Origin of the sequence: Bifidobacterium anseris (genome assembly GCF_002860345.1) — a bacterium.
Classification (GTDB): domain Bacteria; phylum Actinomycetota; class Actinomycetes; order Actinomycetales; family Bifidobacteriaceae; genus Bifidobacterium; species Bifidobacterium anseris.
This window is the reverse complement of record NZ_NMYC01000001.1, coordinates 447,770-473,986: the sequence shown is the minus strand read 5'-3', so window position 1 is coordinate 473,986 and position 26,217 is coordinate 447,770. Positions and strand designations below refer to the sequence as shown.

The 26,217-nt window shown below is 62.9% G+C and carries 24 protein-coding genes and 5 tRNA genes; 22 read left to right on the top strand and 7 right to left on the bottom strand.

What is annotated here, in order from left to right; translation table 11 throughout:
• Nucleotides 1-142 precede the first annotated feature (142 nt).
• On the top strand, nt 143-1,258 hold the full coding sequence (gene hrcA / locus CGZ88_RS02055) for a heat-inducible transcriptional repressor HrcA (protein WP_026645325.1): 1,116 nt from the start codon (nt 143-145) through the stop codon (nt 1,256-1,258).
• Nucleotides 1,259-1,331: 73 nt separating this feature from the next.
• On the top strand, nt 1,332-2,474 hold the full coding sequence (dnaJ, locus tag CGZ88_RS02050) for a molecular chaperone DnaJ (protein WP_026645324.1): 1,143 nt from the start codon (nt 1,332-1,334) through the stop codon (nt 2,472-2,474).
• Here the strand turns inward: dnaJ and CGZ88_RS02045 are convergent.
• Nucleotides 2,467-3,261: a fructosamine kinase family protein gene (locus CGZ88_RS02045; RefSeq protein WP_026645323.1), complete on the bottom strand. Its 795-nt coding sequence runs from the start codon at nt 3,259-3,261 to the stop codon at nt 2,467-2,469. The genes dnaJ and CGZ88_RS02045 overlap by 8 nt on opposite strands.
• 175 nt (nt 3,262-3,436) lie before the next feature.
• Here CGZ88_RS02045 and CGZ88_RS02040 point away from each other — a divergent pair, with 175 nt between their 5' ends.
• Nucleotides 3,437-4,327, top strand: coding sequence for an undecaprenyl-diphosphate phosphatase (locus CGZ88_RS02040; protein WP_026645322.1), 891 nt, complete (start codon nt 3,437-3,439; stop codon nt 4,325-4,327).
• Nucleotides 4,328-4,477: 150 nt separating this feature from the next.
• On the opposite strand, the gene CGZ88_RS02035 is transcribed toward CGZ88_RS02040, so the two are convergent.
• A complete protein-coding gene (locus tag CGZ88_RS02035) occupies nt 4,478-5,278 on the bottom strand; it encodes a PAC2 family protein (RefSeq protein WP_026645321.1) in 801 nt (266 codons plus the stop codon).
• A 308-nt stretch (nt 5,279-5,586) separates the two neighbouring features.
• On the opposite strand from CGZ88_RS02035, the gene CGZ88_RS02030 reads away from it, so the two are divergent.
• The 10 genes from CGZ88_RS02030 to CGZ88_RS01980 all read left to right on the top strand — a co-directional run bounded on the left by CGZ88_RS02030 (nt 5,587) and on the right by CGZ88_RS01980 (nt 11,596).
• Nucleotides 5,587-5,659 (top strand) — tRNA-Gly (locus tag CGZ88_RS02030).
• A 30-nt stretch (nt 5,660-5,689) separates the two neighbouring features.
• A tRNA-Cys gene (locus CGZ88_RS02025) sits at nt 5,690-5,760 on the top strand.
• 30 nt (nt 5,761-5,790) lie between these two features.
• Nucleotides 5,791-5,862 (top strand) — tRNA-Val (locus tag CGZ88_RS02020).
• A 31-nt stretch (nt 5,863-5,893) separates the two neighbouring features.
• Nucleotides 5,894-5,966, top strand: a tRNA-Val gene (locus CGZ88_RS02015).
• 397 nt (nt 5,967-6,363) lie between these two features.
• Nucleotides 6,364-7,344 carry a hypothetical protein gene (locus CGZ88_RS02010; RefSeq protein WP_101670957.1) on the top strand — a complete coding sequence of 327 codons (981 nt, stop codon included), beginning with the start codon at nt 6,364-6,366 and terminating at the stop codon, nt 7,342-7,344.
• 745 nt (nt 7,345-8,089) lie between these two features.
• Entirely contained in the window at nt 8,090-8,620 is a 531-nt protein-coding gene (locus CGZ88_RS02000) for a helix-turn-helix domain-containing protein (protein ID WP_101670955.1), read from the top strand.
• Between the two features lie 16 nt (nt 8,621-8,636).
• Entirely contained in the window at nt 8,637-9,203 is a 567-nt protein-coding gene (locus CGZ88_RS01995; RefSeq protein WP_101670954.1) for a PIN domain-containing protein, read from the top strand.
• A 445-nt stretch (nt 9,204-9,648) separates the two neighbouring features.
• On the top strand, nt 9,649-10,062 hold the full coding sequence (locus CGZ88_RS01990; RefSeq protein ID WP_243390033.1) for a GntR family transcriptional regulator: 414 nt from the start codon (nt 9,649-9,651) through the stop codon (nt 10,060-10,062).
• Nucleotides 10,059-10,976, top strand: a complete 918-nt coding sequence (locus CGZ88_RS01985) for an ABC transporter ATP-binding protein (RefSeq protein ID WP_101670952.1) — start codon at nt 10,059-10,061, stop codon at nt 10,974-10,976. Before CGZ88_RS01990 ends, CGZ88_RS01985 begins: the two co-directional genes overlap by 4 nt.
• Nucleotides 10,973-11,596 carry an ABC-2 transporter permease gene (locus CGZ88_RS01980; protein WP_101670951.1) on the top strand — a complete coding sequence of 208 codons (624 nt, stop codon included), beginning with the start codon at nt 10,973-10,975 and terminating at the stop codon, nt 11,594-11,596. Before CGZ88_RS01985 ends, CGZ88_RS01980 begins: the two co-directional genes overlap by 4 nt.
• 57 nt (nt 11,597-11,653) lie before the next feature.
• Here the strand turns inward: CGZ88_RS01980 and CGZ88_RS01975 are convergent, their stop codons facing one another.
• The 3 genes from CGZ88_RS01975 to CGZ88_RS01965 form a co-directional block, all read right to left on the bottom strand.
• Nucleotides 11,654-12,325 carry a hypothetical protein gene (locus tag CGZ88_RS01975; protein ID WP_101670950.1) on the bottom strand — a complete coding sequence of 224 codons (672 nt, stop codon included), beginning with the start codon at nt 12,323-12,325 and terminating at the stop codon, nt 11,654-11,656.
• A gap of 118 nt (nt 12,326-12,443) precedes the next feature.
• Entirely contained in the window at nt 12,444-12,818 is a 375-nt protein-coding gene (locus CGZ88_RS01970) for a hypothetical protein (protein WP_101670949.1), read from the bottom strand.
• Nucleotides 12,819-12,842: 24 nt separating this feature from the next.
• A complete protein-coding gene (locus CGZ88_RS01965) occupies nt 12,843-13,625 on the bottom strand; it encodes a hypothetical protein (RefSeq protein ID WP_101670948.1) in 783 nt (260 codons plus the stop codon).
• Between the two features lie 507 nt (nt 13,626-14,132).
• Here CGZ88_RS01965 and CGZ88_RS01955 point away from each other — a divergent pair.
• Genes CGZ88_RS01955 through CGZ88_RS01945 form a run of 3 tightly spaced genes read left to right on the top strand, consistent with a single transcriptional unit; the run spans nt 14,133 to nt 17,003 of the window.
• On the top strand, nt 14,133-15,143 hold the full coding sequence (locus tag CGZ88_RS01955; protein WP_101670946.1) for a hypothetical protein: 1,011 nt from the start codon (nt 14,133-14,135) through the stop codon (nt 15,141-15,143).
• The gene (locus tag CGZ88_RS01950) at nt 15,143-16,063 is read left to right on the top strand and encodes a hypothetical protein (RefSeq protein WP_133120871.1); all 921 of its coding nucleotides are present in this window, start codon (nt 15,143-15,145) and stop codon (nt 16,061-16,063) included. The genes CGZ88_RS01955 and CGZ88_RS01950 overlap by 1 nt, the downstream gene beginning before the upstream one ends.
• Nucleotides 16,064-16,121: 58 nt before the next feature.
• Nucleotides 16,122-17,003 (top strand): ImmA/IrrE family metallo-endopeptidase, encoded by an 882-nt coding sequence (locus tag CGZ88_RS01945; protein ID WP_026645311.1) that lies wholly within the window; start codon nt 16,122-16,124, stop codon nt 17,001-17,003.
• 258 nt (nt 17,004-17,261) lie between these two features.
• On the opposite strand, the gene CGZ88_RS01940 is transcribed toward CGZ88_RS01945, so the two are convergent.
• Nucleotides 17,262-17,726 carry a hypothetical protein gene (locus CGZ88_RS01940; protein WP_026645310.1) on the bottom strand — a complete coding sequence of 155 codons (465 nt, stop codon included), beginning with the start codon at nt 17,724-17,726 and terminating at the stop codon, nt 17,262-17,264.
• 238 nt (nt 17,727-17,964) lie between these two features.
• On the opposite strand from CGZ88_RS01940, the gene CGZ88_RS01935 reads away from it, so the two are divergent.
• Together CGZ88_RS01935 and CGZ88_RS01930 are read left to right on the top strand one after the other, a co-directional pair.
• Entirely contained in the window at nt 17,965-19,119 is a 1,155-nt protein-coding gene (locus CGZ88_RS01935; RefSeq protein WP_051198652.1) for a hypothetical protein, read from the top strand.
• A 109-nt stretch (nt 19,120-19,228) separates the two neighbouring features.
• The gene (locus tag CGZ88_RS01930) at nt 19,229-20,167 is read left to right on the top strand and encodes a hypothetical protein (protein ID WP_101670944.1); all 939 of its coding nucleotides are present in this window, start codon (nt 19,229-19,231) and stop codon (nt 20,165-20,167) included.
• Between the two features lie 70 nt (nt 20,168-20,237).
• On the opposite strand, the gene CGZ88_RS01925 is transcribed toward CGZ88_RS01930, so the two are convergent.
• Nucleotides 20,238-20,762 carry a GNAT family N-acetyltransferase gene (locus CGZ88_RS01925; RefSeq protein ID WP_026645307.1) on the bottom strand — a complete coding sequence of 175 codons (525 nt, stop codon included), beginning with the start codon at nt 20,760-20,762 and terminating at the stop codon, nt 20,238-20,240.
• A 164-nt stretch (nt 20,763-20,926) separates the two neighbouring features.
• Between CGZ88_RS01925 and CGZ88_RS01920 the strand changes: the two genes are divergently transcribed.
• From CGZ88_RS01920 to thrS, 4 genes are all read left to right on the top strand, one after another.
• Nucleotides 20,927-20,999, top strand: a tRNA-Gly gene (locus CGZ88_RS01920).
• A 230-nt stretch (nt 21,000-21,229) separates the two neighbouring features.
• On the top strand, nt 21,230-22,819 hold the full coding sequence (locus CGZ88_RS01915; RefSeq protein ID WP_101670943.1) for an ATP-binding cassette domain-containing protein: 1,590 nt from the start codon (nt 21,230-21,232) through the stop codon (nt 22,817-22,819).
• Between the two features lie 66 nt (nt 22,820-22,885).
• A complete protein-coding gene (locus CGZ88_RS01910) occupies nt 22,886-23,845 on the top strand; it encodes a DUF2971 domain-containing protein (RefSeq protein WP_026645305.1) in 960 nt (319 codons plus the stop codon).
• 152 nt (nt 23,846-23,997) lie between these two features.
• Entirely contained in the window at nt 23,998-26,076 is a 2,079-nt protein-coding gene (thrS, locus tag CGZ88_RS01905) for a threonine--tRNA ligase (protein ID WP_026645304.1), read from the top strand.
• Nucleotides 26,077-26,217: the final 141 nt, after the last annotated feature.

The following is a 26,217-nucleotide window of genomic DNA, read 5'->3' as shown; positions in this document are numbered from 1 at the left end:
ACGCGGGGCCCGCGGGGCGTTCGCCGGCAGCGGCAAACTAGCACTCGATGACCAAGAGTGCTCATACAATGGATCCCGATCGGTCGCGCGCGTCGTCACGCGCGCCCGTCCGCTTCGAACAGTTCAGGAGGCTTGAGCGACCATGACCCAGACACGTCGCATGCAGGTGCTGCACGCTGTCGTCGAGGACTACATCCGCACGCAGGAGCCGGTGGGCTCCGCCGCGCTCATCGCACGCCACCATCTTCAGGTGAGCTCGGCCACGATCCGCAAGGACATGGCCGCGCTCGAGGAGGAGGGATACCTCGTGCAGCCGCACACCTCGGCTGGCCGCGTGCCCACTGAGCGCGGCTACCGCTATTTCGTGGACACGCTCGCCACCGTCGTGCCGCTGAGCGAGTCGCAGCGACGCGCCATGCGCACCTTCCTGGACGATTCGGTGAACCTGCAGGACACGCTGCAGCGCGCCGCGCACCTGCTGTCCGAACTCACCGGCCAGGTGGCCGTCGTCGCATCGCCGTCGCTGGGCAAGTCACGTCTGTGGCACCTCGAGCTTGTGCCGGTCTCAGCCGTGTCGATCCTGGCCGTCGTCGTCACCGACACCGGCCGTGTCGCACAGCACGTGCTGTCGGTGCAGGAGCTGCCGTCGCGCGAACATCTGCAGCGGCTCGCCGTCGTCGTCAACGAACGCTGCAGCGCGCTGACGCTGCGCACGGCCGCCTCACGCATCCGCGCGCTGCGTCTCGGCGATGACATGGACGACGTGCGCGCACTGCCCGGGCTCGTCGCGCACGCCTTCGAATCGATGGCCGACGAGGAGCGCACGCACGAGCTGTTCATGTCCGGCGTCTCGACGCTCGCGCACCAGCATGCGACCGCGCAGGACCTCGCTCCGCTGTTCGATGCGCTCGAGGAGCGCGCCGTGCTCATGCATCTGATGACCGCACTCAGCGAGACGACGGACGCGCGCGGCGTCGGTGTGGCCATCGGCTCCGAGACGAACACGCCCGGACTCATCCACGCGGCCGTCGTCACGAGCGGCTACGGTGCGAGCGAGGCGGACGGGGAAGACACGGATGACATGGACGCCGAAAAGGACGAGGAAGGCGCGGCGGTCGCGCCGATCGCCTTCGTCGGATCGATCGGACCCACCCATATGAACTACGCCGTCACGATGGCGTCGGTGCGCGCCGTGGCGCGGTACCTGACGACGTTCCTGGGGCGCACCGGCACGACCGAGACCAGCATGGCCTCGTGACCCACGGACCTGACGGCAGACACGTTGAACCTGTTGAACCAGTTGAACCATCGGAAGAAAAGGAACCCCGGCATTGGCTGACTACTACGAAACGCTTGGCGTGGAACGCACGGCTACCGAAGAGGAGATCAAGCGGGCGTACCGCAAGATGAGCCGCAAATACCATCCGGACATCGCCGGCGCCGAATACGAGGACAAGTTCAAGGAGGTCAACAGCGCCTACGAGGTGCTCTCCGACCCGGACAAGCGGCGCATGTACGACGCGGGCGTCGACCCGAACGACCCGAACGCCGGTGGCTACGGCGCGTCGGGCCCCTTCGACATGGGCGACATCTTCAGCCAGTTCTTCACCGGCGCCTTCGGCGCAGGCGGCGAAGGGCCGATCCCGCGCACGCAGCCGGGCCGCAACACGATCGAATCGCTGACGGTTACGCTCAAGACCGCCGTGTTCGGCGGCACGCAGCAGCTCGAATACCGCACAATGGGCGTCTGCGAGCATTGCGAGGGCACTGGCTCCGAGGACCGCAAGCCGCCGGTCACCTGTCCGCAGTGCCACGGCACCGGCCACGTCCAGAAGGTCGTGCGCACGCTGCTCGGCCAGATGATGACCTCGGCGCCGTGCGAACGCTGCGAAGGCCACGGCACGATCATCGAGCATCCGTGCACGGTCTGCCACGGCCACGGACGCGTCCCCACGCGCCGCACGGTCGAAGTGCCGGTGCCGGCGGGCGTCGACGACGGCATGCGCGTGCGTATGGACGGCCAGGGCGAGGTCGGCGAATGCGGTGGTCCCGCGGGCGACCTCTACATCGACTTCCGCGTGCGCCGCGACCGCCAGTACACGCGCGACGGCGACGACCTGCACTGCTGGATCAGCGTGCCGATGACGTGGGCCGTGCTTGGACACCAGACCACGCTCGACACCTTCGACGGCGAACAGCCGCTCGAGATCCCCGCCGGATGCCAGCCGGGGCAGCAGATCGAGCTCAAGGGGCTCGGCGTCACGCATCTGGGCGGCGACGGCGAGCGCGGCGACCTCGTTGCCCACATCGAGGTGCAGATCCCGACGAAGCTCAACGACCGCGAGCGCAAGCTCATCGACGAGTTCGGCCAGTTGCGCAAGGACGACGACCGTTCCGTCGACGCGCACGGTTCGAAGCCGGTCGCCGCCCAGAAGAAGGGGTTCTTCAGCAAGATCAAGGACGCGTTCAGCTGAGCAGCGAACGGCACATCTGGCGGTATTCGCTCACATAGCCTCCGCCGAAGAATACGCAGTGGCCGGCGATCGGGTAGAGCTGCCAGAGCGTCGTGCGTTCCTCGTATCCGGCTTTGAGCGGGTGTACGGACTGGTAGCCGGCGGTGATCTCGCTCAGGTAGGACATGCCGAACAGGTGGAGCATCGCGAGGTCCTCCTCGCGGTGTCCGCCGTGCGCGGCCGGGTCGATGAGGACGGCTTCGACGTCGCCTCGGTCGGCGGTCCACATGACGTTGCCGCTCCACAGGTCGCCGTGCACGCGTGCGGGCCGGTCGGAGGCGGCGCGGCCGAGCAGTTCGGGCAGCGCGTCGATGACCTCGTTCGTCAGGTCCATGTCCGTCTCGCGCAGCGTGCCGCGTTCGATGCCGAGCTGCACCATCGGGCGCAGACGCCCTTCGGCGAGGTAGGTGGCCGGGTCGGTCCATGTGCCGGTGTCCATCGGCACCGGATCCTGCAGCGGTCCGAAGTAGCAGGTGCCGTCGTAGCCGTCGGGGGCGGATCCGAAGTAGGGGGCGCCGGCGTCGTGCATGTGGGCGAGGGCCGCGCCGAAGCGGTAGGCGGCCTGCGGTGTGGAGGGGCAGGCGTCCACGCGTTCGATGTCGAGGTGGTCGTCGCCCCAGCCGTACACCTTGACGACGCGTGGACCTCCCTGCGCCGTCGCCTCGCCGAGCCATTCGAGTCCTCTGCCTTCGCATTCGAAGAAGCCCTTCGGTGCGTGCGCCCTGCTCTTCCTGTATTCCAAAGCCATCGTCGGCTCCTTTCGCTGTTCGCCGTTGCGCGTTGTCGGGGCGGGCGATGGGTGCCCCGCGTCCCCGGTGCCCATCCTAGGGCCTGCGCGGTATCGTGCGTGTAGGCGTCGGGACGGGTAGCGGTACAGTGAACACGAAGTCAATCCACTCATCCATCTATCTCAACGAGGGTCCATGAACTTCTTCCAAGCAATATTCCTGGGACTCGTGCAGGCGCTGACCGAATACCTTCCGGTCTCGTCGAGCGCGCACATTCGCATCATCGGCGACCTCATGCTCGGGCAGGATCCGGGTGCCGCGTTCACGGCGATCATCCAGATCGGCACCGAGCTCGCCGTGCTGCTGTATTTCCGCCATGACATCTGGAACATCCTCAAGAACTGGTGCCTGTGCCTCGCCGGCAAGCACGGCTCCGACTGGCGGCATCGCATGGGCGCGGGCAACAAGGACGCGCGTCTCGGCTGGTACATCATCATCGCGACGATTCCGATCGTCGTCGCCGGCCTGCTGTTCCAGGACGCGATCGAAAGCACGCTGCGCAACCTGTGGATCACGGCCGCGATGCTGCTGATCTTCGGCATCATCCTGTGGATCGTCGACGACCGCGCCCCGCAGGTCAAGACGATCGACGACATGACGACGAAGGATTCGATCCTCTACGGCATCGGACAGATGCTCGCGCTCATCCCGGGCGTTTCGCGTTCGGGCGGCACAATCACGTTCGGCCGTGCGATGGGCTACACGCGCGAGGCCGCGGTGCGCTGCGCGTTCCTGATGGCGATCCCGGCCGTGTTCGGCGCCGGCATCCTCGAGGCCGCCAAGGCGATCAACGGGGGAGCGGCCGCCGATCCGATGTTCCCGGGCTGGGGTGCGACGATCGCGGCGACCATCGTCGCCTTCGTCGTCGGCTACATCGTCATCATCGGCTTCCTCAAGTTCGTGTCGACGTTCTCCTACAAGGCGTTCGCGATTTACCGCATCGTGCTCGCCGTCGTCGTCGCCATCCTGCTGCTCACCGGTGTGCTGCAGCCGCTCGAGGGCGCGCCGCTCGGCGGCAACGCCTGACGGCGACACTGAGTCGCGATATGCTTCGGCCCCGCGCAGGGATCCCTGCGCGGGGCCGAAGCATATCGATGTCGAATCAACCGCCGTCAGAAGGCGTCGATGAACATCAGGTGAATTCGTCACCGTCCGTATCGGAGACGTCTGCGATGGCTACAGCTGTTGGTCGCGCAGATAGGCCTCGGCCTCATGCACGAGTTGCTCGACGGCGGGCGCGCCGGCCGTCGTGATGTCCTTCGCATGCTGGCGCATGTCGGCGTCATGCTCGAGCTGGTCGACGTACTGCGCGAGATCGGCGTTGTTGCGCACCACGATGTCGCAGTGCGAACGCCACTGCGCGGCCTTGTTCTCGAGGTCCTTCGCGTCGAGCTTGAAGCCGATGACCTTCGAGAGCTCGTCGAGCAGCTGCAGCGTGGCCTGCGGACACGAGTCGGAGCCGAGGTACTGCGGCAGCGACACCCAGATGGCCGTCGTCTCGTAGCCTTCCTCGATTGCGAGCGCGTCGAGCAGATGGGGGATGCCGATCGGGCCGTTGTATTCGTTGTCCGGATCGGTCTGCTCGCCGTCGACACTCACGTCCATCGGCAGCGGACGCGTATGCGGGCATTCGGCGAGCATCGATCCGAGCGTGATGATGCTGTGCACGTCGTACTGCTGCGCGAAGTGCAGGCTTTCCTTGCAGTATTCCATCCAGTGGTAGTTCGGTTCGGGGCCGAGCTGGGCGAGGATGTGCAGCGAATCGTCGATTGTGATGTCGTAGAACGCGGTCTGCGGCCACAGGATGCAGCGCGTGCCCTGGATGACGCATTGTATCGGGCGGGCCGTCTGATAGTCGTAGTAGCCGTCGCGGCTGATGTGGCCGACTTCGAGTGCGTGGAATTTGGAGACCAGATGGCGCACGACGTTCGTCGCGCTCTGACCGACATCGTTCCAACCGTCGAATGCCGCGACCATGATGTATTTCACTCTGGGTCTCTGTCCGTACATGATTTTTACTTTAGACCTCGGTTTGTTTGGGAATCGTGAAAATTAGCCTCGGGCTGACACTTCGGCGCACGGCGTACCCGAGCGTTGGAGGCACATTGTAGGTCCGCGACGGCGGCGGATGCGGCCGGCGTCCCGCACTGTGATCCGCGAGGATCGTCCCGCACCGCCGAAAAGGGCTTCATGGCAGGCGACACGCCGTGATGTTGCGAATCACGACGGCGTCGTTTAAGGTAGTCAATCGTGCTCAGGCAGCGCAAACGCCGCCGGAAACACACGCGGACATAGCTTAGTTGGTAAAGCGCGACCTTGCCAAGGTCGAGACCGCGGGTTCGAGTCCCGTTGTCCGCTCTAAGGTCCGATGAGTCTGACGACCTTGTCGGTGGGTTAGCCAAGCGGTTAGGCAGCGGCCTGCAAAGCCGTATAGACGAGTTCGACTCTCGTACCCACCTCGCATGGATGAGCGATCATTCAGGCCGACCGGGCGGTTGGCGCAGTGGTAGCGCACTTCCCTGACACGGAAGGGGTCACAAGTTCGAATCTTGTATCGCCCACGAGCCGAACAATCGGCCATAACTGAACAGCGGGTGATTGGCGCAGCGGCTAGCGCACTTCCTTCACACGGAAGGGGTCGTAGGTTCGATTCCTACATCACCCACTCATATGAGCCTCCGACGGCATGTCGGAGGCTTTTCTGTTTCGGCGTGTCCGTTGGGATGGGTCGACGTGTCAGGCGTGTCGCCCGGGTGTGCGTCCAGAGGTGGTGCGTGCGTGGTTTCGGAAACCGGATACGTGATTTCGGGTACCAAGGCACCCGGGATCGTTCCGGGTTGGACGCGCCTCCCTGTGTTTCGGCGTGTCGCGGTGAGGAATGGCATGTGATCTGCGAGCATGGCTTCGACCTGCGCCGCCTGCACATGCCGGAGACGACGGAACTGAAAAAAAGACGCGCTCACCTGCCACATGTGGGCCGCCGACACGGCCGATCGGACACGCGCCATGCCGGAAGGCATGAGCCGTGAGACAATGAACACCAACGGCTGAGGGGAAGTATCATGAACGACGACACGAAAACCACCACCGATCCGAAGAAGAGAAGGCGGATCATCATCGGAGTCTCGGCGCTGCTGGTCGCCGCCCTGGCTACGGGCGGTGCGGTCGCCATCTACCAGCATTCCGCGTCCGTGCAGTTGGCGGAGGTGAAGGAGGCGTGCGCCCAGTCGAGCGAAACATTGCGGGTGGCGCGCAACAAGTACGATACGCTGCACGACAAGGATGCGGCCGAGGCCGTGAAGATCACCGACAAGCAGGTCGAGGACGCCGCAGTCGTCACCACGCTCGCCAAAACCTACAAGGAGGAGGCCCCCGATCTGGCCGCATGCAACGTTGAGGGTGTGGACGCGCTGCGCGAGGCGACGGCGCGCATCGACAAGAACGCCGCATGGTATGAGGCGCACACCGCCGACCTGTCGAAGGCCGTGAACGCGGTCAACGAGTCGCATGACGCCAAGACGTTGAAGGACGCCAAGGACGCCCTGTCCAAGCAGCTCACTGCCGCGCAGGAGAAGCACAAGGCGACGGACGGCAAGGTCAAGGACGACAAGACCCGCAAGGAACTCAAAACCCTGATCGACAAAGCCGCCAAAACCAAGGACGGCAAGGACACGGAGGCGATGAACGAACAGGCCAAACAGCTCAAGACGCTCATGGGCAAGGTGGACGCGTCCGTCAAAGCCAAGACCGATGCGGACAGGAAGGCGGCCGAGGAGAAGGCACGCAAGGAAGCCGAAGCGCAGGCGGCGGCGCAGGCGCAGACGCAGCAGCAGTACGTCGTTCCGCAGCAGTCGTACACGCCGACCTACACGGCGCCCCAGCAGACGTACGCCCCGCAGCAGACGTATACGGCGCCCGCACAACCCGCACAGCCGGCCGCTCCGGCACAGCCGTCCAAGCCCAATACCGGCGGCGGACCCATCAGCGGCGGACACGGATGCGGCTCACTATGCACTAGCACAACTGATACATATGAACGCTAATCCGTCCCCTCATGGTGTTCCCGCACGCGCAACCTCGCACAGCGGCAGACACGGAGACTTGTTGCAGACGGAAAGCAGATCCGATCACAACGCTGCCTGTCGAACCGCTTGAATGAAACATATGATGAGAATGATGACAATTCCCGGACTGGACAATTCACCCCGGTTGGAGGAACTTCGCGAGGAGTCGATGCGGACGGCGCAGCGGAACCTACAAAAGCAGATGAAGGCCCGTGCGGCGGCGACGATCATGACAGAACCGTCCGACCGGAGGAGAACGGGGGCGTACACGAACGACTGAAACGGTCGGCCACAGAGCACGGTACGGGCGGCAACAACGCGAAGGTGATCGTGATCGGCAACCACGGATTTTCGATGTTCCGGCGGATCTTCGTCGGTAACGGTTCGGGTAACAGCGGCAACTCGGACTGCGCACGTCCGGAACGACGTGAGTGTCTTCCGCCGTATCTGCCTGAGGGGGTGTTCTCTCTCGTATGGCCAAGTAGCGGCAGCGAAAGTTGCATGATTCCGATGCGCGCTAAAGCTGATACTCGCCATCTTTCAAGAAATTGCCCTGCCTCAGCGTGGGGTACGGCAGAAGGGAAGAATCGGCTGTTGTGTTGGTTATGAGATGGCCACGCCGGCGTTTTTCGAATATTGCGAATATCCTGCTAGACTGATAGGGCTAGATGTTAGAAGCTCAAGTAGATGCATTCGCTGCAGCGTCACGGGAAGGAGTTCAATAATGGCCAAACGTAGTATGTCGCAAGGTGGTGTGGCTTACATGCCTCCGACCGAACCCGAGGCGCGGCGCAGGACACGCGATGTCGGCGAGGCTCTTTCCCAATCGCGTTCATTGGGTGATTCTACGAATCGTGATTTTGAGGATATCGCCGCCCATCCTGATTTTCCTGTCCCGCTGCTCAAGATCCCCGGCGAGGAAGACCGTCCCCTGACGCCCGAACTTGCACGGATTTTGTTGCGTGTCGCTGAGCTGCTGTCGGGAGGAAAGGCCGTTTATATGGTCGAGTATGACACCCAGCTCACAACTCAGGAGGCTGCCGATCTATTGGGTGTCTCTCGTCCCACGTTGGTGAAGTTGCTTGAAGATGACCATATTCCTTTCACCAAGGTTGGCCGTCATCGTCGTGTCATGCTGGATGATCTGCAGAAGTATGCGGCGCAGAGGCATCAAGAGCATATCGCCATGTTCGATGAGCTGGCCGCTGATGAAGACCCATCGCTCACCCTTGACAATCCGTTGATCCGACATTGAGAGGAGACGGCGAAGCATGGGATTTCCCGTCTTTTTCGACACCTGCACCTTATATGGCGAAATAGTGAACGATGTGATTCTACGGTTGGCCGAGGAACTATTGTTCGTGCCATATTGGTCCAGTGGTGTACTGGAAGAGCTGGAGCGAAATCTCGCTCTGCGTATCGGGGAGGGGAGAGCCAAGAAGCGCATAGATGCCATGTGCTCTGCCTTCCCCGATGCGACGGTGACCGGTTATGACTCTTTGATTGAAGATATGACCTGTGACGCTAAAGACCGACATGTGTTGGCTGCAACCGCCTATTCACCTGCGGAAACATTGGTGACCTTCAATCTCAAGGATTTCCCGTTGCAGTCGGTTCAAGCTGTCGGTGTTGAACTGAAGCATCCTGATGACTTCTTGCAGGATGCGCTCGATCTGGATCCCGGAAGGGTCAGCCGGGCATGTTATGCGGCACTGCTGAGCAACCGTTTATATCCGCAAACTCCTGTAGATTATGCGAATATGCTCAGCAGGAGCGCGCTACCGAATTTTGCAAATAGTTTATTGCCTTTGTTGGAAACACTGCACGAGTCTTGCTGATCCCGTGCGGTACGGAAGCCGTTGGGTTTTTGCTGCCATCAACCCGAACACCAACAGGCCCAATGTCCAGAATGAGGGGCAATTCTGAACATTGACGGCATCTATGTTCAGAATGAAGCATCAGAACGAACATAGATGCCGATTGTGTTTATCAGTGGGTGCAGGACATCGTCGCCGTCCCGTTGGGCATCCGGGATCTTTCAGATTGACCCATGCCGTGTGCATGGGCCAATCTGGTATCTGCGCGGCGCGCGAAGCGGCGTCGTGCAGTAGCGCACCCGGCATGGGCATGCCGCCGTACGCCGCCTTGCATGAGGTTCCGCATGGCGACACGCCGCTATGGCATCCGACGCCAGACCGACATATAGTGTATTGTACTGTTATATGGTGTTATACACTTGGTTATGGCATACGCCACGACCGATGACGACGGGAGGACGAAGACATGATGGACATCGTCATCAACGCCGCCTCGATGACGCCGATCTACGAGCAGATCGTGGACCGCATCCGCGCGCTCATCAAAACAGGCGACCTCAAGGCAGGCGACGCGCTGCCCTCGGTGCGCGCCCTCGCGCGGCAATGCGCTATCTCGGCGCTTACCGCGAAGAAGGCGTACGACGTGCTCGAACAGGAGGGTCTCGTCGTCACCGTGCAGGGCAAGGGCACCTTCGTCGCCGAGGTCTCGCCGAACATCGTGGCCGAGGAGCTCAACCGTCAGGTGGAGGAGGAATTCGCGCAGGCGATAGCCAAAGCGCGCAGGCTGCGGCTGTCCGACGGGGAAATCATGGAACTCGTCACGATGCTGCTCGAAGAGACGGACGACGAGACTGCAGATACGAAAGGGGAAGGGCGATGAACGACGACGCGATCGCGCTCGACAATGTACGCAAACGCTACGGCGATTTCACGCTCGATGTGACGATGCGGGTGCCGAAGGACGCCATCACCGCGCTTGTGGGCGTCAACGGATCGGGTAAGACGACGGCGTTCCGGATCATCCTCGGGCTTGTCGCGCCGGACGGCGGATCGGGCACGCTCCTCGGCGCCGACGTCACAAGACTGCCGAACGCCGTCAAGCGACGCGTCGGCGCCGTGCTCGCCGAGGCGTCCTTCGACGCCGTGTTCACCGGCGAGGACGTCATCAAACAGCAAGCGGCCTTCTATCCCGACTTCGACGCGACACTGTGCCGAGTGCTGCTCGAACGTTTCGGGCTGCCGACGAACAAGACGATGGGCGACTTCTCCACCGGCATGGCCGCGAAGTTCAGAACGATCATCGCGATGTCGCATCGCCCCGAGGTCCTCATCCTCGACGAGCCGACGGCCGGACTCGACGTCGTCGCGCGCGGCGAGCTGCTCGACCTGCTGCGCGCATACATGGAGACGCCGGGACGCGCGATCCTCGTCAGCTCGCACAACGCGAAGGACATCGAATCACTGTGCGACGACTTCTACCTCATCGACCGCGGACATATCTGCCTGCACGAGACGATCGACCGTCTGCGTGACGACTACGCGACGCTCATCCTCACCGACGGGCAGGCGGCGACGATGGACCGCTCGCACATCCTCGCAAGCGCGCGCATGCACGGCGCTGTCCATGCGCTCACCGACGAACGCCGCTACTACGAGGAGAACATGCCCGGCGTCCAGATCGCGCGAGGCGACATCGACGGGCTCATCACCGTCATGACGATGGCCGGGGAGTCGGAACACGCGCCGATGGATCAGGAGACCGACGAGACGATCAGGGAAAGGAGCCGCTCATGAGAGGACTGCTGGCAAGGGATGTGATTGCGATGGGCAAGAACCGGGCGTTCCTGCTCGTGGCGTTGGCGCTGTGCGTGTTCTACACCGTCTCGGACATGTACGTCACGGGCGTGCTGCTGATGCCGATGCTGCTCGCCACGGTGTGCGGGAACATGATTCGCAACGATTTGAGCGCCCCGATACGGCGCATGTTGTTCTCGATGCCGTTCAGCAGAGAGCAGTACGTGGCGGAGAAGTACCTCGTCTCGATCGTCCCGTCCTGTCTGCTCGCGTTCGTGCTGCAGGCGCTCAGCGCCGTAATCCATCGGCAGTCCGTCGCACAGTCGGCGATGGTTGTCGCATGTGCGACGCTGCTCACCGTGCTGACTGTTTCGATTGAGATCCCGGTGAACATCATCTTCCGCGACCGCGCGCAGATCGCCCGCGTGTGCATCCTCGCGGTCGTCTTCACGCTCGTCGTGCTCGCCGTGTCGCTTGACATCGGCACCGACGGATTGCTCGCGGCCATCGTCTCCATGCCGTCATGGACGCTGTACGGCATCGGCACCGCGCTGGTCGCGGCGGTGCTCGCCGTGTCCGTCATCGTGTCGCGGCATGCGCTGCGCGCGGCGCAGCTGTAGGCGGCCGCCCGATCCGCGATGCTCCTGCACGTCTATACATATAGATGCACGCGGCGTCTATTCCTGCGACGTCGACGTGTCGGCGTCGCCGGTGCCCATGTCCACATATTCGAGCGTGAGCACGCCACCATTCGCCTTCGCGTCGTCGGAAAGACCTGCGAACAGCACCTGATAGCAGCCGGCGTCCTTGACGCCGTCGGTCATGCACTGCGCGTCGAGGCCGTTTGCCGTGGCGCGTACGCGGTAGCCTTCGTGGGCGTCCTCGTTGACGGCGAGCACGAAGAGGTCTCCGTCCTTGCCCTCGTTCCATTGTCCGGACAGGTCCGCCGGGTCCGCGGGGAAGGACGTGGAGACGGCGTAGTAGGCGCCGTCGAGTTTGACGTCGGCGTACTGCAGGAACTCGAACTGCAGCAGCTCGCTCTGATCTTTGACGCTTTCGGGGATGAGCGTCGTATGATGGTCGTCCTTGCCGCGCGTCGTCGGCATCGGCATATGCGGCCACGCCTCGGACGTGTCATGGAACATGACCATGTCGCCGTTGGAGGCGCGCCACGTCGTCGTCTCGAACTCGTCGGCCGTCAACGCCGTGCCCGCATCGGCGACGTGCTCGTTCCAGACGGCGTCAGCCTGCTTGGCGTCCCATGAGGAGGACGAACCGCATCCGGCGAGCGCGGGAGCCATGAGCGCCGCCGCGGCGAGCGCCGCTGCCTTCGTTGATCGTGTGGTCATCTGCACGTCCTTTCGTCGGTTGTCCTCGGGCGTATCGTTTTCCGCACCAAGTATATCGTCCGGGGCATCGTTCGAACCCTGGCGGACGAATCCGGACCGAATCGACACGAATCGGCTTCTAATCGCGGATGCGTTGTGCATTGGTGTAGTAGGTGAGGAACGCCGAGTTTCGCTCCGCCTCCGTCTCGAATTGACGAAACCAGTTGTCGCTCGTCGTCGCGTCGATGATGAAGTGCAACTGCAGGAGGAAATGTTTGGGACAGTAGCGCCGGGTGTACGTCGTGCCGTCAGCGTCGTTGGCGGTGAGGGAGAACTTGGCGGTGTTCTCGCACATCCCGTAGAGGTAATTGCATGATTCGTCGCCGGATCCGTCGTCATCGTCGAATATCGAAGCGATGACGTCGATGAAATCCCCGTCATTGCCCGCGCATGAATCGTCGGATGCGGCGACGGACGTACATGTGTCGCTGCGGGTCAGCTGTAATACTGCCATGATCGTTCCTTGCTTGAAGTGTTGTTAATGTATCGGGTGGTATTGCTTGTTGAGCGCTTGCGGCGGCGCGAATATCAACTGCTCTTGAGGCACTTCCAGAGGATTGAGGGGTGTGTCGCGAATCAGGTTGAGGACATTGAGACAATCGGCGATATCACGCTCCACGTCATCATCCGAAAGGATTGAGTCCTTATCGAACAGTTGCGGGTAGGCGTTCATCTGCATACGCAGCGACACCGCGTCATGGATGCCGATGTCGATGGTCGATCCGTCATCATCGGTTTTCCAGACCACCACGCTTTCGTTTGGCAATGCCAATGTGAGTCCGGTTCGCACGCAGTTCAGGGCGAGCGCGTCGTGCTCCCGCTTGTCGTGTTCGCAGGTGAGCAGTCCATGGCGATGCAGCATGGAGGTCCGTTGGACGTTCGTCAGTATGCGATGCTCATCCAGACCGCCCTCATCGAGAAAACGCACCACGAAATCACCCGTGCTGACCGAGTTGATCGGAGTCAGGGCGCGAAGCGCGGCCATGTTGAACGCGATCTCCCGGATGGTGCCTTGTTGCCTGCGCATGTATGAGCCCTGCCAATCCCGGCACAGGAGCACGAATGCGCAAGGCCAGCCATAGCGGTTGCATGCAAGCGTCGCGAAATCCTTGAAGCCGGTGATGCGGAACTCCTCGGACGCATGGTGCAGCTGCTCGTCGAATGAGCGCTGCACCTGTTCGATCGCATCAGGCCGGCTTGTGTCCCCAACCCAGATGAAACCTTCGTCGTGATCGTCGGGGTCGTCGTATGCATCGTTCATGATTCACCGATCCTTTCCTTTTCTATGACCGTCATGCCGTACACGGCTACCAACCGGACAAAACGACACAACGATGGAACGAGGGAACGAGGGTGCGGCCGCCGTGGCCGGCGACGGAATGGAGATATGTCCGATTGGTGACGAAGAAGGTTGTCCTCTCCGGCGTCGACCCGCTAGAATCGTATATGCCGCAGGAGGAGAGCGAAGGGGGAGCGATGTCGCCTCAACAGAAGAAAGCGATATGGGATCCCGCGCAGCATCCGCGAGGATGGCGCGCGGAATGGTTCGAAGCGCCCGAGGCGCCCGATGACGGCAGTTACCGGATCGGCGAGGAGATTCGCGAGCTGAAGGGGCCCGGCCCCAGAACCCATCGGCGTTCTGGGACGGACGTGCAGCGGCAAGATCGCGCTCTACCCGGATCTGCGCGCCCTCTATACATGGCCTGACGGTGCCGACCGGAGCGCCGACGGGCAGGAGGGGGAATTCTGGGCGAACGAGTTCTGCACGATGCATATGGTCTGCGACGGCAAACGCAAGGCGGTCGGATTGCGGCCCGCGTTCATCAAGCTTTATCTCAGCTCCCACAGCGACCGGCAGTTCCGTATCCGCTCACATAAGCCGATTCGTGAGTTCTTCGGCAAGGAATTCGCCCAGAACACCGATTTCGGCCGGCTGCGCGCACGCATCGAGGCTAGGTTGCAGCGGTGCAGGTCCGTGGAATCCGGAGAACCGGTTTTCGAGAACGTCATGGCCGCATGCGACGCTTCGGGGCGCAAGGAGGCCGTGAACGCGTGGCACGTAGCGGGCGCTTCCATCGCACGGACGACGAAGACGAAGGGCGAGTTGGCCGAAGCCGGAGCCAAGGTCAAGGTGGTGTGGCCGTCCGAGGAAGCGGTGAAGGAAGTGGACAGGAAACGCGCCGCGCTTGCCCTCGAATACGATCCCGATACCGGCAGGCTCTATCATCAACGGGGCCCCAAGTATACAATCGGGAGAAATGGAGCGAAAGGGAGGATGTCGCAGCTGGATGAGTGGCTTCTGGCCGTGCTCACCGCAGCCGAGGGGTCGATGACGCTTTCCGAGATCGTCGAGGTGATGCTCATCGACCATCCTTATCTGGCGCCCGACCATCAGGTCGACATGCACATGGAATCATTGGAGCTTGAGGATGGCACGATGCGTCCCGACGCCGAAATGAGCACATACGGACGATATATCGCCACAGACGTTTCCACCATCGCCGATCCCGCCGACTCATTGGACTTCTACGAGCGTCGCGACGGCAAGCAGGCTGCGCAACGCAGGCGCGCGTTGATTGCAATCATCCGCGAGGAGCTTACCGGCGAGCAACTGAAACAGCTGGATCTGCACTCGACTCCTACGCGTACGCTGATGGAGCTCGCGCTCACCGCACGCTGCCTGCGCATGCGGACGACGAGCAGGGACGAGATTGAGGAACGGCTCGAATCCGAGCTGCACGACGCCGAACTGCGCGGATCGACGAAGGAGGATAGGTGATGGAGAAGAACGCACCGGTACGCATACCTCAGCGGATGCTCGACGTGACCGATCCCGCATACCGGCGTCGGGCGCTCGACGAGGGGCCGCACGCGAACCAATTGTGGATCGCCGAGGACCACGACGACACGGAGTTCCTGATGATCGTCGACGTCGACGAGCGCGATCCGCGCATCGTACACGTCATTCCGATGTCCAATGACCCCGGTGAGCAGACGGCGGACGGGCTCGTCGTCGGCAGGACGCCCATCGGATTGCCGATGATCGCATGGCCCGCCCTGGCGATTCCTATCCCGATCCGCGTATTGGATGTACCACTGGGCGATTTCGACGCGCGTATCGCACAGGCCGTGGCAGGCGACGACCCCGATCTGGACCCCCACGTGCACAGGGCACAGGACTCGGAGGACTTCCTTGCGGCGTATGCGCTCGTCTCGGCACGGGCGCGCGTCTTCCAGCAGTGGTGGAACATCGGCAGACATCTGCCGCCGCTGCATCAGGAGGAGGCCATCGTCTTCGGCATCTCGGAGGAACGCAGGGCGTATGCGGAGGCGTTGAAGACGGTGCTCGGCCTGAGTGCCACCCAGCGCAACGCGATCATGAACCATGGCATGCCGCTGACGAAAACGCAGGCCAAGAAAATGGGGCAGGCCGGATTCGCGGCCGAGCCGCCGCAGGCGCAGGAGGCCATTCCCGATGCGTATCTGATCGCGGCCGAACAGCCGCGCTGGCGTCAGGTGCTCGACGATATGGATATCGATGGCGATGACGTTCGTCTGGAGCTCGCCCGCAAGGCCGCGTTTGACCTCGCCGCCCGCACGTCGGGCCATGACGATGCCGCCGTCAACGGCGCGCTGCTCAAGGCCGTCGAATCCATGAAGAGTGGGCAGAACGGCCAACGTGGACAGCGTGGACAGTGATGCGATGACGGATTCCAACTCCGCATTCCATCGCGCAGTGGATGCGCAAGCTAGGCGTATGGTTGAGCTCGCCCGCACGCTGCATCCCGAATTCGAACAGGACTGCGTCACGAATCCGGATATGCTTGCCAAGCATTGGCATGATGACGTCCGTATCCGCTTCGTCGATGCGCTCGTCGACAGCCGGCTGCGTGATGACGCCTACGTGTTCTATGAGAACGACGGCGAGGACCATTCGTCGCTCAATGACCTGCTCGGATTGTTCAGCCCCGCCTTTGACAGGCGCCATGTCCATAGGATCCAGGTCCAATACGGCAAGAAGGAGCGTCGCGAGGAGCGCAAACGGATCAGCAACGATCGGGTCCGGTATCCGATGCGCAGATACTTCACGATACTGCATGAGCTGGGCCATTATCTTCAGCAGACCGACGACGATCTCGCCGAGACGCTGATGTCGATCAGTTCGACGAACTACAACAAACGCTTCGAGGAGGGCGCCTGCAACAGGTTCGCTTCGCTCTCGCTGCTTCCGGATGCCTACATGCGCAGGCATTGCAGGGCGCTGCGCGATTTCAGCGCGAAGAACGTCGCGGATTTCTTCAAATCGGATCAGAGCCGCGGCGTGCATCGGGTATGCAGGGTGTCACGGCAGGCGGTGACGAGAAGATTCGCTGATTTCCTGCCCGAAGGAGGCTACACGGCCTTGGTGCGCATGGCGGAGGACGGCAACGATGCGCGGCTTGTGTTCCGGGCGCATGCCGATGGCGGGACGGAATATGATACGCCATGCACATTCGATGAGCAACGTCTTCTTGAGACCGCCGGCCGTGTCCCGACCAGCAGGCGGACCGAAGAGGGGACGATGACCTTGTCCGCGCAGCAGACTGGCAAAGGCGGTATTCGATGGCACATCATCGTCTGGAGACCATGCCGACCATGAAGCGTGCCCGATGACCGGCGTGGGCTCGGGAACCTGCAACACCCGAGCCCGCACCGGATCATACGCATGCGCACTAGTTGGCCGGACCTTCCGCTGTTCGTTTAGCCGTGAAGCGATTTCGGTCGGGTGGTCGACATGCATCTGCGTCCTGGCGTCATCTGGGCGATGTGAAGCCGTGCGATGAATTTGCTTGTATCGATTGCGGTAGTCGGCACGTCGACCAACATGCCGACTACCGCAATCACGAGCCTGCTCGCCTTATCGCCGCATATCACGCGCGGCCTCAACGCCAGCGGAGGGCCGTGTCAGGGCTTGTACGGGCGCCGGCGCATCGGCGGACTCAGTCGAAGGACGGGGCGCGTTCGCATATACGATGCCTTCCGGCACAGGACGCTCCCGCATCCTTTGCTCGGTCTGCCTGTCCTGCGTGCGGTGTTCGCGCCGGATGCGCACCACGGCGCTGACGGCATAGATCAACGCCGCGATTGTTGCGAAAATCCATATCATATTGATCGTCTGGCCTCTTCCGTGCGCCGACTTGCTCCCGAGGGCGGCAAGGACGAGGAACCCGATGATGAACCACGTGATTCTGAGCGCCCCATCACGCACGGCGCGCAGAGGGGAACGACGCAATGCGCGGATGGCGGCGCGGATCTTGACGAGACCGACGATGAGTCCCGCAAGGAAATAGATGCTGCCGAGAACATTGAACAATGTCGACATGATAGGCCCTTTCTACGTTTCTTCGTTCATAATCACAAGTCGCAACGCCGTATGCGTCGCGGCCTTCATTTCTGGGAACCGGACAAAACACCGACGAAGATGGGCCGACGCATATCGGGCGCGTCCATCCGCCCATTCGCAGTTCCCGACCGATAATGCAAGCGTTTTATCCGGTTCGTACAGGCGACGCATCCGACCGGGTGCGAAAGAAACGGGAAAGCAAAGACAGGAGCTCATCATGGCATACATAGGCCATTTCTTCGCAATGGTGTTCAGCGCGGGAGGATTGCTGACATGCCTCATCGTCGGCGGCGTATGTGCGCTGCTCGGGTCTATCGTCAGCAAGGAGCATCGCGCGCACAATGCATGCGCCGCCGGGGCCTATGGCGTCGGCATCGCATTGCTGCTGATACTGTTCGGCGCGGGAGGTTCCTACTCGGCCACACCAATCGTCTGCCTCAACGTGCTTGTCCTCATCGCCGCGATCACGGCCATTGTCCGGTTCTTCCCCTTCCTCAGGGCGTTGCGGCTGCAACCGCAAATCCGCGCGCAGCGCATCGCGCAGGAGCAGTACATCCACGACCATATGCCATCCGTCATGTTCAGCCGCGCCGTCCAGCGATTCCAAATCGTCCCGGCGATCCCGGGCGAACCCGAATTCCGCGGGTACCGCATGGTCGCTTCAGATGGGGAAGGCCTGCCTGATCCGCTGTATGAGCAGGCAAGGCACTATCAGTTGTCGAAAGCGCGCAACGAACATCGTCTGTTCGGCAATCCCGGCGTGGGTCTCAAATCCTCCGACTTCGGCGACATACACATACATTCCGGACTATTCGGGGAACAGATGCTCGCCAAGATCATCGCAAGCAGCGGTCTGAACGTCGTATCCTTCTGGTCGTTGTACGGGAAAGACACACATGGCAACCGCACCGACGCGGACATCGACGCCGTCATCGTCGGCGTCGGACGCAACGGGCAGCCATACGCATGGTTCGTCGATGCGAAGAACTACAAAGGCGGCTCGGACACCGCATATGTGAACATCGCGGACGATACGCTCGCGCGCATCAGCATCAGCGAACACGCGTTCGTATCCGGGTCGGACGGTCGTGCGGATGTCCGCATGAGCACGAACATGATCACGCAATGCCGGCATTGGCGGCCTCTTCTCGAACGATACGGCATCATGAGCGATTGGCTTGTCTGCATGGTTCCGACGGGCAAATCGGGCACACCACGCCTGCAGGACGTAACGTGGCCGGGAGGGGTGCCGGCGATGCCGCCGGAAGCGCTGCTTGAACGCATCGGCGCGTTGGATCTGGCCGACCCCGCGAACATCCCCGCCGGAATCATTAGCCTCTTCGCGCAGGACCTCAAACCGGGCAACGCATGACGATCGGAGTTTTGTCCGGTTTCAAGCAACGTCAGCGAAACGACGACTCCGCATCGGAAACGATCGGGGGCAAACGCAATCCGGGAACGAACTCAGGAAAGGACATGTCATGAACAACCACATCATGGACACCATCACGAACAAGGGCACGATCGCCGACGAAGCGCTCGACATCCTCGAATACGGCCTGCTCGTCGAGGCGCTGCGGGGATACCGGCCGAAAGGCGACTATCCGGCCGATCCGGACAACGAGGCCGCGCAGCAGGAAGCGCGATTCGTCAACCAGCTCGTCACCAAGGGCTTCGGCGGCTTCGACCCGTACGGCGGATTCATCCCCAACGAATACGCCGCGCAGTGGCTGGAAGAGCACCGCGGCAGGGGAGCGTACAGCCTTGAGGCGAACCCGGTCGACGAACCCGAGGAATGGTGGGATTCACCGGAATATGTGATCGCCGCCCCGTTCTGGCTCACCGATCAGATCGAGTCGGTGCGTCCGCTCAGCAACAGGGAGGTCACCGACTTCGCGGCGTACAACAAGGAGCCCTACGTCGGCTACACCATCGAATTCACCTGCTGGGACGACGGCTGGAGGTGGATGAGCGACATGGAGGCCTACGCGCTCGACGCCCACGTCACCGAGCTTCCCTGGGTGCCCGACCCGCTCGAATACTATGTGGCGCGCGCCAAGTTCAGCCATGAACGCGAATGGGACGCCATCGAGGCGCAGATGGCCGCTACGCTCGGCGTGCCGCTGGAGGAACTGTGCGACCTTCCCGACAAGAAGTACCACACGCTGTTCTGGAACATCGCCGACGAACGGCGGCGTATCAATCCTCCGCGCTGCATCCAGGATGATCCGCTGACCTACCCCTATCTGCAGACGGAAGGCTACATCGAGGATCTGGGGGAGGACGGCTTCCGTTTTCTCAGGCGCACGCGGAACCTGGGTCTGATCCAGGGCCAGGAGCCGTACGTCGAAGCATGCGAGCGCGCCGAGCATGACGTCGACGAGCGTCTGCGGCGCATCGCGCAGGAGGAGGGCAACTGACCGACTCCGGCCGGCACCGATGGGAAAGCGGGCAGGGGCGGCGATCACCCTCCCTGCTCCGTCAGCCCCGTCACTCTTGCGCCGGCACGGCCGCTTCCATCAGCAGGTCGGTCTGCCTGTCGTCACCGAGCACGAAGTCGTGGGAGCCGATCTGCGTGAAGCCGAAACGCTTGTAGAACGCGATCGCCGGGTCGTTGTGCTCCCATACGCCGAGCCATATCCTCGTCTTGCCCTGCGCGCGCGCCATGTCGAAGGCGGCGCGCATGAGGCCGGCACCCAGCCCGTGGCGTTTGAATACCTTGAGGATGTACAGGCGCTGGACCTCCATGGCATCGTCCGGCATCTTCTCGGTCTGCGCATCGCCGACGTTGACCTTCATGTAGCCTGCCGGCACGCCGTCCACGGTGGCGACGAAGAACGCCGAATCCGGATCGGCGATCTCCCGGCGGATCTCGTCGGGGGAGAGGCTGTCCGCGATGTACTTGTCCATGTCCTCCTGCGTGTTGAGCGCGGCGAAGGTCTGCGTGAACGTCTCGACGCTCAGGTTCCTGATCACGGCCACGTCGTCGCTTCGGGACATTTCGATCATCGGCATATATGCGTGTTCCTTTCTCTTGGTTTCGTTCCAGTATAGAAACGCGCGTTCGGTGATGGCTGAACGCGCGCATGCATATATGTGACACGCCGGTTTGGCATCGGCGGCGATATCCGGTAAAGTATCAGCTTGTGCCTGCGCGACGCATGTCGCGCCGTGCATATGCGGACATAGCTTAGTTGGTAAAGCGCGACCTTGCCAAGGTCGAGACCGCGGGTTCGAGTCCCGTTGTCCGCTCTCGTCGAATCAATATCACGCTTCCCCGATATGCCAGGGGAGCGTTCCATTGGGAGGTCAACGGACACTTGCGGATCTGAGTGCGGTGAATGAATCAGTCGGCCGGTCACGTCCCGCGTGCCGCCGTGTTCTTTTCTGCGCCCGTCCGGATCCGTGCAGGCGTACCGCGGTCTCATTCACTGTCTGCTTGTTCGTTTTGATGGCACGCCATATCGGCAAAGGAACCCGACATGGCCACGACACTCAATCTGCATGACCTCTCCTATATCTATGAAGGCGCGTCCGAGCCGCTGTTTGACGGCATCGACGCGACGATGCCGCAAGGCTGGACGGCACTGCTCGGCGACAACGGCTGCGGCAAGACGACGCTCGCACGCGTCATCATCGGCGAACTGACGCCGACGCACGGCTCGGTCAGCCCGTCGCCGTCCACGTTCGTCGCCGCCTACTGCGCGCAGGAATGCGTCAGCGAACCCGACGGACTCGACGAGCTGCGCGACGACTGGTCGCCCGAGGCGATCGCGCTACGCGACGCGCTCGGCATCGGCGACGACTGGCCCTACCGCTTCGCGACGCTCTCCGGCGGCGAACGCAAACGCCTGCAGGTGGCGTGCGCACTGCACGGCGCGCCGGATCTGCTCGTGCTCGACGAGCCGACGAACCATGTGGATGCGGACACCCGCGACGCCATCGCCGCGGCGATGCGCGCCTACCGGGGCATCGGCGTGCTCGTCTCGCACGACGTCGAACTCATCGACGCGACCTGCGCGCAATGCCTGATGTTCGTCCGGCGCCACAAGGACGGGCGCAACCGCACCGTCATCGAACGCTACGCCGGCGGCTACACGAAGGCGCGGCGCACCTATGCGCTGCGCCGCACCGAATCCGAGGACGAGCTCAAGGCGGCGCAACGCAAACAACGCACACTCGAAGGCGCCCGCGACGCGCGGCGCGCGATGATGGACGCGGCGGCCGCGCGCAAGCACAGCGGCCATCTGATCGACAGGCTCGACCACGACGCGCGCAACACGCACAAATGGAACGAGAAGCAGGCGGACAAGGCGAGTGCCGCCGCCTACCGCGCGCTCGGCAGCCGGCTCGAGGCGGCGCGACGCGAGGCCGACGCGATTGAAACGGATGCGAAACGCTACGACGGCGACATCCTCGTCGACATCGCACCGTCGGCACGGCGGCAGGTCGCGCATGTGGAATCCGGCATCCTGCGCTTTGGCGACGCGACGGCGGCCGACGGCGGCATCGCCGTGTCCGAACTGATCGCCGACGGCGGACGCTGGCATGTACGGACGGTAGCCGCGAATAGTACGAATGCGGGCGACCGCGGCATCCGTGTGCCGTCCGTAAGCGTCGGCCCGCGCGACCACATCGGCATTGACGGCGCCAACGGCACCGGCAAGTCGACGCTCGTGCAGGCGCTGCTCAGGTCGGTCGACGATACGCTGCCGACGTTATCCATCAGCCAAATCCCCGACACCGACGCCCATGCGCGGCTGCTTGCACGGCTGCATGGGCTCGACGCCTCCGACAAGGCGCGCGTGCTGTCGATGCTCGTGCAGCTCAACGACGACCCCGACCGGCTGATGCGCGGACAAGACCCGAGCCCCGGACAGGCGCAGAAACTCGCGCTGTGCATCGGACTGCTGGGCGCGCCGCAGCTCATCGTGCTCGACGAGCCGACGAACCATCTCGACCTGCACTCCAAGCAGGCATTGGCGCGCTTCCTGCACGGCTACCGGGGCGCGCTCATCGTCGTCAGCCATGAGCGGTGGTTCCTCGACGAGGTGTGCGGCGCCGACGCATAGGACAGGCGGTGCGTCGCCGCTACGACGACGATACGATGGCAGACAGGACGACGGAAGGAGACGACGATGCCGCTGACCTACCACTACTGCTCGCTGGATACGGCGTGCGCGATCGTGCAGAACGGGTCGCTGCGGCTGTGCGACGTCACGAAATCCAACGATTCGGCGGAGATCACCTACGGGTATGCGGCGGCCACGGACGGACTTCGACGTGCCGGCCTCGTCTCCGGATCCGGCGACGGCCTGCATTTCGTCGACGATTGGGACGCGTTGCTGCGCCCTGACTACCGTGCATTGCTGCGCGAGGCGCTCAGCGACCACATGCTGCCGCCGAACCGGCTGTGCTACGCAGCGTGCCTGTCCGAGGAAGCCGATCTGCTCAGCCAGTGGCGCGCCTACGGCGACGACGGGCGCGGCGTGGCACTCGGATTCGACTTGTCCGATTTCGCTCAGGTGAACCCCTCGTTCACGGTTCGCGACGGCGGCGACCGTCTGCTCGAGACGCACATGATGACGATGTACCGGCCGATCGTCTACGGACACGACCGCGCCGCCGCGTATTTCGACGTCCTCGCATCGCGCATCGCGCAAGACGTGCACGATCTGCGCATCACGGGGGAGTGTGACGACGCGCGCATCCGCGCACGACTGCTCGACGCGACGCTCGAATTCGTCGCCTCCACCGCGTTCTGCAAGAAACGCTTCTTCCACGAGGAGCGCGAATGGCGGCTCGCCGTGTGGGGACCCAACGCGAACGTCGACGGCTTCGAGGGACTGCAGGCCGCGTTGGCGGCCGCGCTGCCGCGCCGCTTCCCGGACGCCGTCACGCATGCACGCTTCCTGATGCTGGCACGCGGCGACCGTCTTGTGCCGACGCTCGACCTCGGGCTCGACCTGCGTCGCACGTTGCGCCGCGTCGTCATCGGCCCGCGCTGCGCGGCCAGCGCGCGCGACATCCGCATGCTGCTGGCGGGAGCGCACGTCGCCGACGCCTCAATCGCGCGTTCGCTCGGCACCTACCGCTGAAAAACGCATGACGAGACGTCCGCGTCCATACCTGCGTCCACGGCGGCCGGACGTGGGCGTCTTTGTCTGCGCTGAACCCTAGGTTATGTACCTGTAATCAACAGTCCAGGTCTGCACCTTGTACCGCGGACCCAGATAGACAAGGACGAACCATGGCACAGAACACCATCTCCATCACGGTCAACGGCGAAGCGAAGGAGGTGGATGCGAGCCAGACGGGCGTCGAGCTGTTCGCCGACGACAAGAACATCATCGCCGTGCGCCTCAACGGCGAACCGCGCGACCTCTACACGCCGCTCAAGGCCGGCGACGTCGTCGAATCGATCACCCTCGACTCCGAGGACGGCGTCGCGATCATGCGTCATTCGGCGACGCATGTCATGGCGCAGGCGGTGCAGGAGATCCGCCCGGACGCCAAGCTCGGCATCGGCCCGGTCATCGAAAACGGCTTCTACTACGACTTCGACGTGGCCGAACCGTTCACGCCCGACGACCTCAAAACGATCGAAAAGCACATGCAGCGCATCATCAAGTCCGCGCAGCGCTTCTCCCGCCGCGTCGTCACCGAGCAGGAGGCGATGAAGGAGGAGGCCGACCAGCCGTACAAGCTCGAGCTCATCAAGGACAAGGAGGACGCGCTCGACACCGAGGCGGCCGTCGAGATCAGCGACAAAGAGCTGAGCATGTACGACAACATCGACCGTGACGGCAACGTCGTGTGGACCGACCTGTGCCGCGGACCGCACCTGCCGAACACGCGCTTCATCAAGGCGTTCAAGCTCGAGCGCGCGGCCGCCGCCTACTGGAAGGGATCCGAAGCGAACCCGATGCTGCAGCGCATCTACGGCGTAGCGTTCCCGACGAAGGATGAGCTCAAGGCCTACCAGACGCGCATGGAGGAGGCCGCCAAGCGCGACCACCGCAAGCTCGGCCAGGAGATGGACCTGTTCAGCTTCCCGGAGGAGATCGGACCGGGGCTGGCCGTCTTCCACCCGAAGGGCGCCGCCGTCATCAACGCGATGGAGGACTACTCGCGCGAGATGCACCGCAAGCACCACTACAGCTTCGTGCAGACACCGCACATCACCAAGGGCGGCCTGTACGAGACCTCCGGCCATCTGCAGTGGTACAAGGACGGCATGTACCCGCCGATGCACCTCGACGAGGAGAAGGACGAGGACGGCAACATCGTCAAGCAGGGCTTCGACTACTACCTCAAGCCGATGAACTGCCCGATGCACAACCTCATCTTCAAGTCGCGTCAGCGTTCCTACCGCGAACTGCCGTTGCGCCTCTTCGAGTTCGGCACCGTCTACCGCTACGAGAAGTCCGGCGTCGTGCACGGCCTGACGCGCGTGCGCGGCCTGACGCAGGACGATTCGCACATCTACTGCACGCGCGAGCAGATGCGCGACGAGCTCAAGAGCCTGCTGACCTTCGTCCTTGACCTGCTCAAGGACTACGGCCTCAACGACTTCTACCTCGAACTGTCCACGAAGGACGAGCACAAGTTCGTCGGCTCGGACGAGATCTGGGAGGAGGCGACGAACACACTCGCCGAAGTCGCCGAGGAATCGGGACTCGAGCTCGTCGCCGATCCGGGCGGCGCCGCGTTCTACGGCCCGAAGATCTCGGTGCAGGCACGCGACGCGATCGGCCGCACCTGGCAGGTCTCGACGATCCAGCTCGACTTCAACCTGCCGGAGCGCTTCCAGCTCGAATACATCGCGCCGGACGGCACGCACCAGCGGCCGGTGATGATCCACCGCGCGCTCTTCGGCTCGATCGAACGCTTCTTCGCGATCCTGCTCGAGCATTACGCGGGCGCTTTCCCGGTGTGGATCGCGCCGGTGCAGGCCCTGGGCGTGCCGGTCGCCGACGAGTTCGCGCCGCATCTGCAGCGGTTCATGGACTCCCTCGAGGAGGACATGGTGCGCGTCGAGACCGACCTGTCCGACGATCGCTTCGGCAAGAAGATCCGCAACGCCTCGAAGTCGAAGGTGCCGTTCATCATCATCGCCGGCGAGGAGGATATGAACAACGACGCGGTGAGCTTCCGCTTCCGTGACGGCAGCCAGCTCAACGGCGTGCCGGTTGACCAGGCCAAGGCGTGGATTCTCGAGGTCATCGCCAAGCGCGTTCAGGTCAACAGCGCCGACGACTTCCGCAAGGCGACCGGTCAGCCGGTCGAGGACGTGGAATTCAGCGTCTCGGACGCCGACGCCGAATAAGCCTCTCAGCGAAGGCCGGGGCATGACCGATCGGCATGCCCCGGCCTTCCTTCGTCCATGCGCCGATCGCCGGTCCCAGAACCCCGGTTATCGGCGTCCTTTTCTATGCTTCAATACGGAAGGCTCCAACGGGGAGCCGCA